The organism is Labilibaculum manganireducens (genome assembly GCF_963665805.2).
Classification (GTDB): Bacteria; Bacteroidota; Bacteroidia; order Bacteroidales; family Marinifilaceae; genus Labilibaculum; species Labilibaculum manganireducens.
In genome coordinates, this window is sequence record NZ_CAXXEE010000003.1 from 3,894,005 (window position 1) to 3,908,024 (window position 14,020).

Genomic DNA, 14,020 nt, shown 5'->3' on the forward strand with positions numbered 1-14,020 from the left:
TGCTGATTTAAACCTTTTACCTTTTTTCCAACTCAACTGTTCTTCCATCCTCTCCTTTTAAAGCCATTCTGATCTCAGAAAAACTGGCTTCTTTCATCGTTAACCTGCTGCATACATTACCAATATTATCGACATAATGCGCATCTGAACTTTGGATAAAAGTATAGCCTTTTAGATACTTATTCTTACTTAAAAACTCTTCTTTTGTGATATGCATTGAAATTTCCAAAGCATCCACTTTTAAATCCGGCGGCAAAAAACCCAGTTGACTAATAATACTATTTTGCGCTTTATTGATATGAGCCGGAATAAACAAACCTTTAAGTTCATGAACTTTCTGCTCCACCTCATTGATTCCCTGATTCAAGCCTGATATCAACAAATTATCTATTTCCTGTACAATCTCTTCCTCTTCATTCACCACAACCTGATATCCAAAGTATTTTGTATCATTTGGAATCTTAGGCAAATGTTGATCAAGGTAAATTTGAAAATCAGAAAGCAAGTGTTCAGTTTCAAAAAAGCACAAACAATGAACTTCTTCTTTGGTGGTAACCTCTGCTCCCATCATCACCATAATTCCTTCTTTTTCTGCCAACTGCCTGATTAATGCTGCATGCAAGGTTGAATTGTGATCTGTTATTCCCAAAATGTCAACACCACGTTCTTTTGCGATCCGAACGATATTCACAGGACTCATTTCCAAATCTCCACATGGAGACAGAACAGTATGAGTATGCAAATCAGCTCGAAAAACTTTCATTTCAATTCATTTACTTCTTCAAAATCTCAAATAACTTTCCAGTTAATTCAAAAGCCTCCTCCTCTGAGGAAAGAATAGGGATTCCCTCTAAATTACTTTGTTCAGCGGCATCTGCTTCCGGTTCATATCCTTTCACAAGAATTATTGCTGCCAACTCCTTTAAAGAGGCAATTGCCATGATGTTTTTATGAGTTTGCAAAGTAATCCAAACCTGATTCTCATCTGCGTTTCCCATCACATCACTTAAAAGATCAGAAGTATATCCTCCTTCAATTTCGCGATTCAAACCCGCAGATCCACTGCACACTTTTAATCCCAGCTTATCAACTATGTCTTGTACTCTCATGTGTCTAAATTGTTTTTTTTTGTCACATAGCCTGTCCCGAACTTGTTTCGGGAGAACTTACCATTATAATCATTTCCCTGTGTGTAGAAAGCTTTATACATGGACGTTTCATCATCTAATGATCGTTAATATTTTTCTTTTCAAATCTTTTTACGCCCCAGGTATTTTCTGAGATATCAAAAGACTCCTGAGGAGTAATCAGGCCTTCTTTTGTCAGCATCTTCTGTAAAAAAACACATTGTGTCATCTTGGCTTTTCCTTGTACCACATCCTCTGCTAAAGCCTGACAGCGCGGGGCACCGCAAGCACCACAATCGATACTTGGTAAAACTTTTAGAATGCGATTGATCTTCTCCATTTTTTTCATCGCCTCCATCATATCAGTATCCAAACTTAAGATGGAGCGGGGTTCAATACTCTTAATGGAAATGTTCTTCAACAAATATGGTCTATACTCTTCAATTTCCTTTGGCTCAAGTATTATCGGTTTATTTCGATGATACCAATCTGCTCTTTTCCGTAATCTCTCTATGGCTAAAAATCTATTTTCTGTAGTTAAAACACCTCCTGCACAGGAATGATCACAAGCACGTAACTCCAAGAAATCAACATCCGTAATTTCCTCATTCTCTAACTTCTCAAGAACCTCAATTACATTATGAATTTCATCTATAGCCAAGCATCTGCCTGAATATTGCGATGCTTCTCCATTGGTTAATGTCCAGCCAATGCTTCTTCTGGATATGTGTTTGTTCAACTCGTATTTTAGCTCTTTCGATTTGTTTTGCTTAATACTTAGCAATACTTTATTGTATATGAAATCCATATTGATAACACCATCAATAAAAGATTTATCTTCGCCAACAGGACTTTTCACTGCCGCAATTTTTGCCGCACATGGAGTCACGTAGAAAATCCCGACTTCATCATCGCTAAACCCTTCATTTTTTAGTTTTTCACGATAAAATATAGCTGAAATATCAATCACCGGCTTTAAGTGAATAATATGTTCAACCAAGGCAGGGAACTTAACCTGAATTAAGCGAACGATTGCAGGACAAAAGCTGGAAATAAACGGACGTTCCTGATGATGCTTCTGCATGTAAGTTTTAGTAACTTCCGTAAGAATATCGGCAGTTTCGTCCACCTCATATACATGAGTAAAACCTAACTCAAGGATAACGGAATAGATTTGTTTTTCGGAAATATCATCCGGGAATTGCCCTAAAAGAACGGTTGGAAGAAGAGCAACACGTTGTTTATAATGGAAAATTTGAGAAAAGTCATCCTGCTCAACGATAATCGCATTAACCGGACACGAATTTAAACACTCGCCACAATCAACACAGGCATTTTTATTAATATCAGCAATTCCATTTTTCACACGAATTGCCGAAGTTGGACACACATTCATACAATGTGTACAACCAATGCAAACTTCCTCAACCACTTTAAGAGCATGATAAAAATGAGCCTTCTCCATCTTCTTTTTATTTCAGATAGTTAACGATTTCTAGTTTTGTTCCAACATTAACTTTACTACTAATATTCATTTCATCTGAATTCTTTTTTATATTCGGCAATCCCATACCGGCACCAAAACCCATTTCACGGACTTTAGGAGTTGCCGTAGAAAATCCTTTTTCCATTGCTTTTTCGATATCAGGAATTCCTGGTCCTTTATCTTCGATTCTCACTGCTATTTTATCCGGAAATATTTCCACAATCATATCTCCTTCGAAAGCGTGTGCGACCACGTTCACTTCAGCCTCATACAATGAAACCACAGTTCGTTTAATTATCTTCGAATCAACATTTAATTGCTTCAATATTTTTTTCACTTCACTGGAAGCTGATCCTGCCTTAGAAAAATTTCCCCCCTCAATAAAAAATGCAAACTCCATCTCTTTTAATATACTGGTTCTAAACCCATTTCACACAACATAGAACATGCTTTAAACATTGAATAACCGCATTCAATCAGCGTAATATTATTCTCACAAGCCAAGTCTTTCATTTCCTGCGAGACCTTCTTATCCCGCACAAATAAAATGAAAGAAATGTCAGACATTTCAGATGTTCTAATTGTCTGAAGATTATTTAACCCCGTAATTAGTAACAGGTTATCTGTATCTAATGTTAGTACATCACTCATCAAGTCCGATGCAAAACCAAAATTTATATCCTGATTCAGATCATCTTTTCCACAAATAACACTTGCATTAAGTTTATCAACCAGATCAGCCACTTTCACCATATCTCAGTACTAACTTATGTTTATCATTTATTCTATTCCGATTGCGCTAAGATAAGTATTTGAGCAGGATTAATAAATGATATATAACGGAATAGATACAAAAAAATAAAATACATATTAAATCTAAATAACTCTATAATGACAAAACAGATCCTGATAAATTACAATTTCACACTTCAATACAATTATAAATCAGCAAACATTTTATGTCAATACAATTGTTCTAAATTCTTATAGGTTTAGAATCAAATTGACAAGTTTTTTTTGATTATATTCGCATACAAGTGCTGAATACAAGGACTCCATTACTTATTTTTTTCTTTATTAATGAGCATTAAGAAGCAACACATACTCGTTTTAATTCAAGATCCTGAATGCTCTGACGCCGCGATAAAACATGCTTTCACTTTGGCAAAACTTTTTAAAGCGGAAGCTGCCTTTGCTAATTTCCCTACACTAAAGGGGAAAACTCGTCCCTCCATAAGTCATTATCAGATTGAAAAATTTAATCTTCAGTCAATCCCCTACAAAATAATAGAACTAAAAAATAACAAACGGGAACCCAATCTTAGTATACAAGAATTGGATGCAGTTTTTATTGTAACACAATTCCCTATAGGATCATTAACTCATTTTCTGAAACGAAATGCCATTTTCAAATGGATACTGGAAGCAAAAATTCCCTCTGTACTGGTAACAGAGCAAACGAATCCTGATTGCGAATACAAGAATATAATCGTTCCAATAGATTACAAGAGAGAGAGTAAAGAGAAAATGATTTGGGCTAGTTATTTTGGAAGATTTAACAATGCAATCATTCATCTGATTGCTCCCAATGAAAAGTCAGAAGGATATCTTCGTACCATAAAAGCAACCCTTTTATTCACTAAAAAAATGTTTGAACAGTTTAAGTTCGAATACAAAATTGTTAAAACAGAATGCCAAAGCAAAAACATCAACAGAAAAGCAATTCAATTCTCAAAAAATCTAAATTCAGATTTAATTGTTCTTATGTCGAATCGTAATCCTGGCTGGATTGCTTCCTATTCGGGCCCAAGCCAATTAAAAAGCATTCTCAAAAAAGAAAAGAATCCAATTCTGTTTATAAATCCATTGAAAGACTACTACCTGCCTTGCAATTAATAAAATACATTGCAAATATGATCCATTATTTCATTTCTGAAGTTTGAATTCTCACTAATAAAAAAGAGGCAATTTCTAAAGTACGGTGGCGCAATTATTTTTCCCTTGCATTACGCACAAGATTTCCCTTGTACTACGCTCAAGATTTCCCTTGTACTACGCTCAAGATTTCCCTTGCACTACGCTCAAGATTTCCCTTGCACTAGGCTAAAGGTTTCCCTTACACTAGGCTAAAGGTTTCCCTTGCACTACGCTCAACCTTTTCCCAGCACAAGGGAAAGGGGCTCCCTAATGCTAGGAAACCCCTTTGTATTGTACAAGGAAATTCTTATAAATAACTAAAGAAATTCATTTTCTTGTATTCTTCAGGAAATAATTACTGCACAATATTCATCTCATCCAACAAATAGCCTGCCCCGGCAAATTTATCGACAAGAAATAATACGTAGCGAATATCCAGTGATACGTTTCGGCAAATTTCAGGATCGTACATTAAATCAGACATTACGCCTTCCCAGGCGCGATCGAAATTTAAACCGATTAACTCACCATTGGCATTTAAAACCGGACTGCCCGAATTCCCTCCGGTGGTATGATTGGTTGCTGCAAAACAAACCGGCATTTCGCCCTTTGCATTTGCGTAATTTCCAAAATCTTTTGCATGATAAAGATCTCTTAGCTTTTGAGGAACATCATAATCAAAAATCTCAGGATTGTCTTTCTCAATAATTCCATCCAATGTGGTATAATAATCGTAAGTTACAGCGTTTCGGGCTTTGTATCCGGCTACTTTTCCATAATGAACTCTGAATGTAGAGTTAGCATCAGGATAAAAAGTTCTGTCTTTTTGCATTTCCATTAAACCTGCCATGTAGGTACGTTGCAGCTTTGTTGTTTTTGTAATGATTCTGCTGTAAACCGGAGAAATCTCCGATTCGTAAAAGAAGTATATGCTGTTTGCTAAAACAAAAATAGGATCTTTAGTCAAACGCTTACCAAATGACAACTTATAATTCCCCAGTAAATTATTCAGTTTATTCTCGTCAGTAAATACCGATTTAGACATTGCCTTCTCTGCATATGCTTCGAAATCGCCATTGTATTTCTCCCGGATATTTACGATCTCCTTAGGCAGGTACTCATCGGTCAGATTCCCGCTGTACATTTTCAGCAAAGCAGCCAAAAGCTTTTTATCTGTTGGATTATTATAATTCTTGAAAAACTCTTCACTCGACTTTTTTAATTCAGCAACAAGACCAGCAAGCTGATCCTGATCTTTTTTGGCCAGACTTGCCAGTTTCTTAAATTTAACAGCAAAAGTTACAGCTTCTGAGCCACGAATACCAGCCTCAATGGCATAATCGCGGGCCAGACTCATTGGAGTTAACTCTTTGTACAAGGCTCCCATTTCTGCTACAATTCCAGCATATTTTTTCTTCAACCCGTCACTGCTGTTTGCCCAGATTTCAAATCTTTCCTCCAATTCCTTTTTCTTTGAAATTGCATTCAATCGCTTTAGACCTGTGATTTCACCCTGCCATCTTTTCCATGAATTTGCAACACCTGCATATTTTGCAGAATACTGAATCCGAACCATTGGTGAAGCATCCATATCTGCTCTCATCAAATCCAATTTCTTTGTTCTGATTTTGATTTTATGTGGATTATCAACCTTTGTCATCAGATCCAATGCTTGAGATGTTAGGTATTCTGTTGTGGTTCCCGGATATCCAAAAACCATCGTAAAATCACCTTCATTTACACCTTTCAAAGAAATTTTGAATGACTGCTTTGGCTTCATTGGAACATTCTCCTTTGAATAAGAAGCAGGCTTATTGTCTTTGTCAGCATAAATCCGAAACATCGAAAAATCTCCTGTATGACGGGGCCACATCCAGTTGTCGGTATCACCGCCAAATTTCCCAATTGCTGATGGAGGAGCACCTACCAAACGTACATCTTTATAGATTTCATATACCGATAGAAAATATTGATTCCCATTAAAAAAGGCTTTAACACTCGCACGATAGTCCGAATCCTTTTCTGTTGCTTCCTGAATTTTCTTAATATGTTTGGCAATCATTTTCTGGCGAACTTCCTCCTTGGTATCATCTGTAATACTATCCAAAACCTGCGCAGTTACGTCTTCCATCCGAATTAAAAATGAAGCTGTTATTCCTTCATTAACTAATTCTTCTTCTTGACTCATGGCCCAAAAACCATCTTTTAAATAGTCGTGCTCTAAAGTAGAATGAGCTTGAATGGCTCCGTAACCACAGTGATGATTTGTTACAATCAGACCTTTATCTGAAATTAACTCTCCTGTACAAAAATGATGAAACGGACTTCCTTCACGTCCCAGACCCACTACTGCATCTTTCAAACATGCCTTATTAATATCATAAATATCAGCTGCAGAAAGCTTAAATCCTGCTTTTTGCATGTCTTCGATATTGTACTTTTCTAAAAGCATTGGAATCCACATCCCCTCATCTGCTTTTACCTGAGTTCCCATAAACAGTAAAACTGCCATGAGAAGTAGATTTAATTTTTTAATCATGATAAATATATTTTGTGTTGTTGTTTATTAATGACGAATTTTCAATTACGAATTACGTACCCTTATCGTTTTCTGGATGCTTCCAATTATTCTAAGCAATTCATCAGTATCACTTAGAAGACTTTGACATTCTTCTTTTGTAAGATAACCCGTATCACCAAGCAACCTGATCCAATAATGTGTTTCTCTTGCTTCTTTATACGATATTGTTAGCTTGGCAAAAAAATCTTTCTCACTTTGTCCTCCAATTGCTTCTTCAATATTAGCTCCAATTGAAGTTCCGGATCGTAACAACTGTTTGGATAATATATATTCCTTTTTTTCTTGTTGTAAATACTTACAGGTTTTCACTATTCGAACTGCAAATTGATAACTTTTTTGTTGTACGATATTATCTTTTTTCATTCGTAATTTAAATTTCGTAATTCGTGATAGTTGTGCTGTTAAAAAGTTGACAGTTCCTGATACAATCGTTGAACAGGCAAACCTACTACGTTAAAATAAGATCCTTCAATGCCGTCAATCCCAATAAAACCAATCCATTCCTGAATTCCATATGCTCCCGCTTTATCGAAAGGTTTGTAATTATCTATGTAATAATCAATCTCTTCATCCGACAAGGCTTTAAAATGAACATTGGTAGTTGTAGAAAAACTTATTTTCTTGTCTTTACTCATCAGACAAACACCACTTATTACCTGATGCGATCTATCGGACAATGCATTAAGCATTTTAACAGCATCATCTCTGTCTTTTGGTTTTCCAAGAATCCAATCATCAACACAAACAATTGTGTCTGCAGTTATCACCAACTCATTGGAGTTAATATCCTGCGCGAATGCTTTTGCTTTTAATTCGGCCAGGTAAACCGGAATTTGATCTGGTAGTAATCCTTCAGGATAAATCTCATCTACTTCTTTTGTTCTTATTTCAAAAATCAAACCCAATTCCTTCAGCATTTGATGTCTTCGAGGCGATTGAGAGGCTAATATTAATTGATAATCTTTGAGATTATTCAGCATGTGAAATAAATTATAAATTAAGAGTTATGAATTATAAGTTTATCATACCTCAACAATTATTCTTCTTACTTGTTATAATGATACTGCGAATTATCTTTAACAACACAACTGCATCAGTATGCATTGATTGAAATTCATTCTCCAGCGAAAGGATTTATCTTTGATACTACTATCAACTTATAATTTATGAACGATATAATTGACCACAAAGGCATATGAGATACCTGCTAGAATAGCAAATCGTATTAGAAAAATTCCAGTCTTAAATTTGTCTCCTTCCGAAAACCGATAAACCCGATAAGCCAATAAAAATAATGGCAAGACGATCAGAACACCAAAATACCAAGGTGTAATTTGATCCATTGGAGCATTTAAAAATTGATACCAAACACCAAAAACAGATACGGATAAAAATAGTATGAGCAGTATAATAATAATTTTAGACCACTTCAAACCAACTACAACAGGCAGACTTTTGCGGTTAATTTCCCGGTCTCCTTTTATGGAAAGTAAATCTCTGATGAATTGTGCAATTAGAACACCTACAAAGGAGAAAAAAGAAAAGGCTCCTACCCAATACAACAGATAATTAAAATTGGTTTTTGAGGCAACTAACACTTCCGCATAAGTTTCCATAAGCGGAGGAATCTCGTAAATAACAACCAAAAAAGGAATAATGGCAACAATAAAAGCAATTAAAAAGCTACCCAATAAAAAGTAATATTTGTAAGATGTTGAATAAAACCAAAGCAAGCCTCCTCCCATAAAAAAGATGAACACAAATTGCCAGTGACCAATTTTATACGACACATAGCCTCCAAGTAAAACTGATATTGCAGCAATTATCTGTTGAAGAAACAGAGCCACTCTTCGCGTAACTTTTCTACCTACAATAACATCTTTCTTATTGATTCGATCTGCTTTCGTATCAAAATAATCATTAATAACGTAACCTGCTGCAGCCATGCAAACAGTTGCAAAAACCAATATTGCAAAATCCAAATCGGCTAATTGAAGCTTAATTCTATTAATTCCCAAAATAGGTTGAATAATAAAATACCGCATCACATATTGGGTCAGTGCAATAATAATCAGATTGGGGAACCGGATCAATTTCAGATAACTGTTCATTGGGCTGTTTGGGTTAAGGTTGCTTTTATATACTTTGGATATTCGTATCGGTTTCGAGCCATTTACTATGTGCGCGCAATACTTGTTCAATTACATCACGAACACAGCCGTAACCACCCTCTTTATCTGAAATATAATTGGAAACAGCCTTTATTTGCTCCACAGCATTGCACGGACAGGTCGGCACTCCGATTCTTTTCATCACCTCATAATCAGGTAAATCATCGCCCATATACATTATATGATCAGGATTCAAATCGTATTTCGCAATAAAATCTTCAAAATCTTTCATCTTATTTTTCGATCCCATGTAAATATCTTCAACACCAAGACCTTTGTAACGTTTTTCGACAGCATCGGAAACACCACCGGTTATAATTGCAACCGGATAGCCTTTTTTTACTGCATACTGAATAGCATATCCATCTTTTGTGTTTGCTGTGCGCAACATTTCTCCCGATGAATCGATAACAATACACTCATTGGAAAGAACACCATCCACATCAAAAATGAATGCAGAAACTTTCATTAAATCTTCCTTAAAAAACGCCATTTTATTTAAAATTGAGAAACAAGATATGAGATGTGAGAAAAACATTCGATTCTACTTCCCATTTTCTTCTTCCAAATACAACAAATTTATTTCCCTTTGTGCATCTTGTAGATGCTTTCGCTCACAAATCTATACAATTTTTGAAACACCGGAGAATCTTTTAGCGCCTTCTCGTGCGAATTCATTATCTCCTCATCGAAACGCACTGCGGGACCTGTTTGTGCAGATACAGGATCTAATTGCAAAGCCTTTTGAGCGGTCTCAAGAATTAAAGGTTTTAACAATTCAAAATCAACATCCTTTTCGGCCAGTAGTTTTTGTCCGATGCTATACATATGATTGGTGAAATTACAAGTAAAAACCGCCGCCAAATGAAGTTGTTTCCGCTGTTCCGAATTAATCAGATGAACACTTTTTGATATCTGTCCGGCAAGTTCAATTAAATCTGTCCGTAATTTAAAATTGTCTGACTCCAAACAAACAGGTATGTTTGAAAAATCAACCTTACGCTCCTTCGAGAAAGTTTGCAAAGGATAAAAAACCCCATAATTTTCTGCATAATTCTCAAAAATATCCGCAGGGATACTGCCGGCAGTATGAACAGAATTTCCGATTGGAACCGACCATTTATCCAGAATTTCCTGCAATGCCTTATCGCTTACAGCAAAAACATACAAGTCAGCATTCTTTTCTATTTTCTTTACTGATGTAGTGAACGGGCAGTCCAATTTCCCGGCCAACTCTTTCGCAGATTCAGCCGTTCTGCTGTAAACCTGCAAAATTTCAATTCCATGTTCATGAAGAGCAAGAGACAGCTGAGTAGCCAAATTACCTGCACCAATCATTACTATTTTTTGAATCATTTTTCTGATTTTATATTATGCCCAATTCCTGTGGCGATGCAGCAATACGTTTCAAAGGTACTTTTCCTCTGTCAATCATACCAAACAACTTTTCACAGCCTTTCACCAAATCCTCATACATATCTTCGGCAACCAAAACCAACCTGCCGTTCAATTGCTCCAGATGTTCGGCTCCTTCGGGCTGATTTTTACGGGAACAGAGCAGTAACGATTTGCTTGGAACAAAAGAGTGTGTTAACTGATTGCGCAGCTTATCGTAGAGCCAGTGATCATTATTCACAGCACGGTAATTGTTCCCCATTAATATATTCAAAGATTTTGAAAAACGCTTGGAGGATTGAGCTTTGGCCTTTAAAGGCTTATCATCCAGAAAACATCCCAATGCCTCTATTGCCTGCCCCATCATAATAAATGAGAAGAAATAGAATCCTTCTTTTTGCAAACGACCAATTTCATCAATAAAAATCTTGCGGATAAATAACTTTTCTTCCTCAGCTTTTTCTTTGTCCATATCGCAAAGATATATAGATAATATGAAACGTCCATGACAAGGATATTTTGACATACAAAGAGAGATTATTCCAACATGGTAAGTTCTCCCGAAACAAATTCGGGACAGGCTATATAATACCAAATTAACATCAAAACATGCCTTATAAAATGTTTCTTTTCAGCTATATTTTCGTTAAAAAAGATGCATCGTAACATACCTATGCTTTACTTTTTTGCCTCGATACAGCTAAAAATTAATTCATTTTAATTAAAGTCTGTTTTGAAATTAAATTGGTATGACAACTAGAAAGCAAATAAAAAGCAAATAAAAAACATATAAAATCTTACTAAGCTTTAACCGGATGAAGAAACAAAAAAACCTGATTGTAAATCAGGCTTATACTTTTGTTCTTAAGAATTCGAAATAATTTTGTTTAAAATGAAAACTGCAGGCGAGTTTGAATCATATTAAAATTCTCTTCTCCATTCAATGCATTTTCATCTAAATCAACATTCGTAAAATTCAATTTCATCAACACATTGTGATTTACATACCAAGTACACCCCAAAGAAATATCCTTTTGGTTTCCACCTCTTATAAAAGCATGTTCGTCATTTAAATCAGTCTCATTTACTCTAGCCAGTAATTCCAATGATCCGGGTTCAGGCTTAGCCAAACGGGCAGATTTCATATTGTACTTATAATTACCACCTTTAAGTAAAAAACCGAATTGCATATACCAACCTTTGGCTTTGTAATCTTTATCAGATGAATAATCCTTTTTTACATTCACCTTGGAATTAATTAATTCGGACTGAAATGCAACAGGACCCGAAGCGGCAATCATTTCGATTCCAAATTTGAATTGAGATTCAGCATTATCCACTGTAACATCAATGAACCGACGGCCTTCAATGTGTGTTGCTGCTCTTGAACGATACCTTACTGACCTTGTTGTCTCGGTAGATGAATATCCATACCCACTGTTCGTTTCAACAGTAACAGGATTTACAGATCTAAACGTTCCAGACAAACCAAAATGCATTATATTTTCTTTATGAAAGGGAGAAACAACTAATCTTGACGTGATGCCAAAATCTTCATCTTGATTGCTTACAGTATTATTTACATCACTGCCAAACAATCCAAGAGCCCAATAATAATTTTTGCCCCATCTGTCGTAGGAAACTCCTAAATTTCGCCCCGGCCTGAATGCTTCAACAGTACTTGAAAAATTCATAAACTTAATTGTTTTGGAACTCTCTGTTTGTTCGATTCCAAATGGTTCCAAAAAATGTCCTGCTCTAAAAAAACTATTCTTGTTGACATTGTATTGAAGAAATACATCCTTAAGAGAAGCATTGCCTCCATCGAAACCAATGTTTATTTTTGCATCCCAGTTTTTCCAAACTGTAGCTTTAAAAAGCAAACGAGCATCCCGAATTTCACTTCCGCTTCCCAAATCTGTTTTATCATCAAAATAAGCTGCAGCATCCATAAATATACGACCTCCTATTCCAAATTTAAACTGTCCGTCATCAGTGGCCATTTGTATGGATCCTTTTTCGACTCTTAACTTTAAATCATTAACATCCTGCGAAAATAAACGCCCTGAAACAAGCAGCAGGCAAAAAATTAATAAATAGTGTTTTTTCATTTTGGGTATTGGTAAAGATTAGTACAGTGTTTTTTCAGAATGTAAATTTAACAAATAGATTTATTAGACTAATAATAAATAATACCTGATGAGTTTAAATCAAAAACAAAAAAGACCACCCAAAGGCAGTCTTTCAATATCATAACATCAATCTCTTCTCTTAGAATTTGAACTCCAGATTTACGTATACCATTGAGTTGTCTTCCGAAGCAGAATCCTTTTTCATAAATCCCTGATAGTTTAGAGCCATTTTAACACCTTTTACCGGTGCATACTGAACACCTGTTGTTATTGCGTTACCATTATTAGAAAGATTCCATTTTTCAGTTTCTCCCTCCAAAGTATTAGAAGTTAGGTAATCATACCTTCCAAACACTTCCCATTTCTTATCAAAAGTATAGGTTGAATAAAACGACAAGCCTTCTAAATTATGATTATCTGAAACCTTTGAATACTTAGTTCCATTGGTCAACAAGTTATATTCTGCTGCTAATCTAAATTTATCTGAAAATTTATATCCAATAAATGTTGCTAAAGCCGAAGCAGTAACATCTTTTTCTGTTCCTCCGGCAACTGTTGTTTTGGCTGAATTTACATCACCATATACTTTTGCAATCAAACCCTTATTCTGATAAATCAGACTTGCTCCCACTCTTTGTTTTCCATCATCGTCCTGCACTTTCTTATAGCCTTCACCATTAATAACAAATGCATTTGCAGAAAAAGAATCACTTAATTTAAAATTTGCTTTAATCCCCAGGTCAGCGCTCGATCCAAAACCATATTCATCGTTAAATGATTTCATGATGTAACGATATCCCCAAAAACTTTCCTGATCTGAAAACTGAACGGTACCAATCATACCTAAAGAAACTTTTACTGCTGAAGAAGCTTTCCACTCCAATTGAGCTTTCTTAAGAAATACGGTATAATCACTACCGCCGTCATTTTTATCAACATCAAGTGTAATACTTGCCTTCAATTCTTTTGCAATATTGTAATCGTATCCAAAGTAAGCTCTTTTAATTTCGAAGCTGCTTTCTTTTTCTGTTCCTTTAGTCATATCGTAATGATAGTTAAAGAACACTTTACCATTCACTTCTCCTGATGGCGTAAACTCTGCCTTATCCTGTGCTGCAGCAGTAAATCCTAAGAATAATGCTATAGCACCAATTAATAATTTTTTCCTTTTCATTTGGTTTGTTTTAGTAGTATGTAATTTTTTTGCAATT

Annotated in this window: 15 protein-coding genes; 1 reads left to right on the plus strand and 14 read right to left on the minus strand. The window is 35.5% G+C overall.

The annotated features are described in order from the left end of the window. Positions 1-16: 16 nt before the first annotated feature. The 5 genes from ACHZAX_RS14985 to ACHZAX_RS15005 form a co-directional block, all read right to left on the minus strand. Positions 17-763, minus strand: a complete 747-nt coding sequence (locus ACHZAX_RS14985) for a PHP domain-containing protein (RefSeq protein ID WP_320019704.1) — start codon at positions 761-763, stop codon at positions 17-19. Between the two features lie 10 nt (positions 764-773). Further along, positions 774-1,109 (minus strand): DRTGG domain-containing protein, encoded by a 336-nt coding sequence (locus tag ACHZAX_RS14990; RefSeq protein ID WP_320019705.1) that lies wholly within the window; start codon positions 1,107-1,109, stop codon positions 774-776. 115 nt (positions 1,110-1,224) lie between these two features. Next, positions 1,225-2,592, minus strand: coding sequence for a [Fe-Fe] hydrogenase large subunit C-terminal domain-containing protein (locus ACHZAX_RS14995; RefSeq protein WP_101308751.1), 1,368 nt, complete (start codon positions 2,590-2,592; stop codon positions 1,225-1,227). 7 nt (positions 2,593-2,599) lie between these two features. Beyond that, on the minus strand, positions 2,600-3,013 hold the full coding sequence (locus tag ACHZAX_RS15000; RefSeq protein ID WP_101308752.1) for an ATP-binding protein: 414 nt from the start codon (positions 3,011-3,013) through the stop codon (positions 2,600-2,602). A 5-nt stretch (positions 3,014-3,018) separates the two neighbouring features. Further along, positions 3,019-3,366, minus strand: coding sequence for a DRTGG domain-containing protein (locus ACHZAX_RS15005; protein WP_245870271.1), 348 nt, complete (start codon positions 3,364-3,366; stop codon positions 3,019-3,021). A 408-nt stretch (positions 3,367-3,774) separates the two neighbouring features. Between ACHZAX_RS15005 and ACHZAX_RS15010 the strand changes: the two genes are divergently transcribed. Then, positions 3,775-4,509: a hypothetical protein gene (locus ACHZAX_RS15010; RefSeq protein ID WP_394698284.1), complete on the plus strand. Its 735-nt coding sequence runs from the start codon at positions 3,775-3,777 to the stop codon at positions 4,507-4,509. A 376-nt stretch (positions 4,510-4,885) separates the two neighbouring features. On the opposite strand, the gene ACHZAX_RS15015 is transcribed toward ACHZAX_RS15010, so the two are convergent. From ACHZAX_RS15015 to ACHZAX_RS15055, 9 genes are all read right to left on the minus strand, one after another. Beyond that, positions 4,886-7,069 carry a S46 family peptidase gene (locus tag ACHZAX_RS15015; RefSeq protein WP_320019707.1) on the minus strand — a complete coding sequence of 728 codons (2,184 nt, stop codon included), beginning with the start codon at positions 7,067-7,069 and terminating at the stop codon, positions 4,886-4,888. Positions 7,070-7,114: 45 nt separating this feature from the next. Continuing rightward, positions 7,115-7,474, minus strand: a complete 360-nt coding sequence (locus ACHZAX_RS15020) for a four helix bundle protein (protein WP_101308754.1) — start codon at positions 7,472-7,474, stop codon at positions 7,115-7,117. Between the two features lie 38 nt (positions 7,475-7,512). After that, on the minus strand, positions 7,513-8,091 hold the full coding sequence (locus ACHZAX_RS15025) for a Maf-like protein (RefSeq protein WP_320019708.1): 579 nt from the start codon (positions 8,089-8,091) through the stop codon (positions 7,513-7,515). Positions 8,092-8,268: 177 nt separating this feature from the next. Continuing rightward, the gene (locus ACHZAX_RS15030) at positions 8,269-9,222 is read right to left on the minus strand and encodes a UbiA family prenyltransferase (RefSeq protein WP_101308756.1); all 954 of its coding nucleotides are present in this window, start codon (positions 9,220-9,222) and stop codon (positions 8,269-8,271) included. A gap of 25 nt (positions 9,223-9,247) precedes the next feature. Continuing rightward, positions 9,248-9,775, minus strand: a complete 528-nt coding sequence (locus ACHZAX_RS15035) for a KdsC family phosphatase (protein WP_101308757.1) — start codon at positions 9,773-9,775, stop codon at positions 9,248-9,250. Positions 9,776-9,861: 86 nt separating this feature from the next. Further along, positions 9,862-10,638, minus strand: a complete 777-nt coding sequence (locus ACHZAX_RS15040) for a Rossmann-like and DUF2520 domain-containing protein (RefSeq protein WP_320019709.1) — start codon at positions 10,636-10,638, stop codon at positions 9,862-9,864. A gap of 10 nt (positions 10,639-10,648) precedes the next feature. Continuing rightward, positions 10,649-11,203: a hypothetical protein gene (locus ACHZAX_RS15045; protein ID WP_320019710.1), complete on the minus strand. Its 555-nt coding sequence runs from the start codon at positions 11,201-11,203 to the stop codon at positions 10,649-10,651. A gap of 361 nt (positions 11,204-11,564) precedes the next feature. Then, positions 11,565-12,788: an OprO/OprP family phosphate-selective porin gene (locus tag ACHZAX_RS15050; protein WP_320019711.1), complete on the minus strand. Its 1,224-nt coding sequence runs from the start codon at positions 12,786-12,788 to the stop codon at positions 11,565-11,567. 160 nt (positions 12,789-12,948) lie between these two features. Next, positions 12,949-13,983, minus strand: a complete 1,035-nt coding sequence (locus ACHZAX_RS15055; protein ID WP_101308761.1) for an outer membrane beta-barrel protein — start codon at positions 13,981-13,983, stop codon at positions 12,949-12,951. Positions 13,984-14,020 lie beyond the last annotated feature (37 nt).

Excerpts from the sequence above, each read along its gene's own strand:
- ACHZAX_RS14985 (WP_320019704.1), bottom strand. The coding sequence starts at position 763 with ATGAAAGTTTTTCGAGCTGATTTGCATACTCATACTGTTCTGTCTCCA.
- ACHZAX_RS14990 (WP_320019705.1), bottom strand. The coding sequence starts at position 1,109 with ATGAGAGTACAAGACATAGTTGATAAGCTGGGATTAAAAGTGTGCAGT.
- ACHZAX_RS14995 (WP_101308751.1), bottom strand. The coding sequence starts at position 2,592 with ATGGAGAAGGCTCATTTTTATCATGCTCTTAAAGTGGTTGAGGAAGTT.
- ACHZAX_RS15000 (WP_101308752.1), bottom strand. The coding sequence starts at position 3,013 with ATGGAGTTTGCATTTTTTATTGAGGGGGGAAATTTTTCTAAGGCAGGA.
- ACHZAX_RS15005 (WP_245870271.1), bottom strand. The coding sequence starts at position 3,366 with ATGGTGAAAGTGGCTGATCTGGTTGATAAACTTAATGCAAGTGTTATT.
- ACHZAX_RS15015 (WP_320019707.1), bottom strand. The coding sequence starts at position 7,069 with ATGATTAAAAAATTAAATCTACTTCTCATGGCAGTTTTACTGTTTATG.
- ACHZAX_RS15020 (WP_101308754.1), bottom strand. The coding sequence starts at position 7,474 with ATGAAAAAAGATAATATCGTACAACAAAAAAGTTATCAATTTGCAGTT.
- ACHZAX_RS15025 (WP_320019708.1), bottom strand. The coding sequence starts at position 8,091 with ATGCTGAATAATCTCAAAGATTATCAATTAATATTAGCCTCTCAATCG.
- ACHZAX_RS15030 (WP_101308756.1), bottom strand. The coding sequence starts at position 9,222 with ATGAACAGTTATCTGAAATTGATCCGGTTCCCCAATCTGATTATTATT.
- ACHZAX_RS15035 (WP_101308757.1), bottom strand. The coding sequence starts at position 9,775 with ATGGCGTTTTTTAAGGAAGATTTAATGAAAGTTTCTGCATTCATTTTT.
- ACHZAX_RS15040 (WP_320019709.1), bottom strand. The coding sequence starts at position 10,638 with ATGATTCAAAAAATAGTAATGATTGGTGCAGGTAATTTGGCTACTCAG.
- ACHZAX_RS15045 (WP_320019710.1), bottom strand. The coding sequence starts at position 11,203 with ATGTCAAAATATCCTTGTCATGGACGTTTCATATTATCTATATATCTT.
- ACHZAX_RS15050 (WP_320019711.1), bottom strand. The coding sequence starts at position 12,788 with ATGAAAAAACACTATTTATTAATTTTTTGCCTGCTGCTTGTTTCAGGG.
- ACHZAX_RS15055 (WP_101308761.1), bottom strand. The coding sequence starts at position 13,983 with ATGAAAAGGAAAAAATTATTAATTGGTGCTATAGCATTATTCTTAGGA.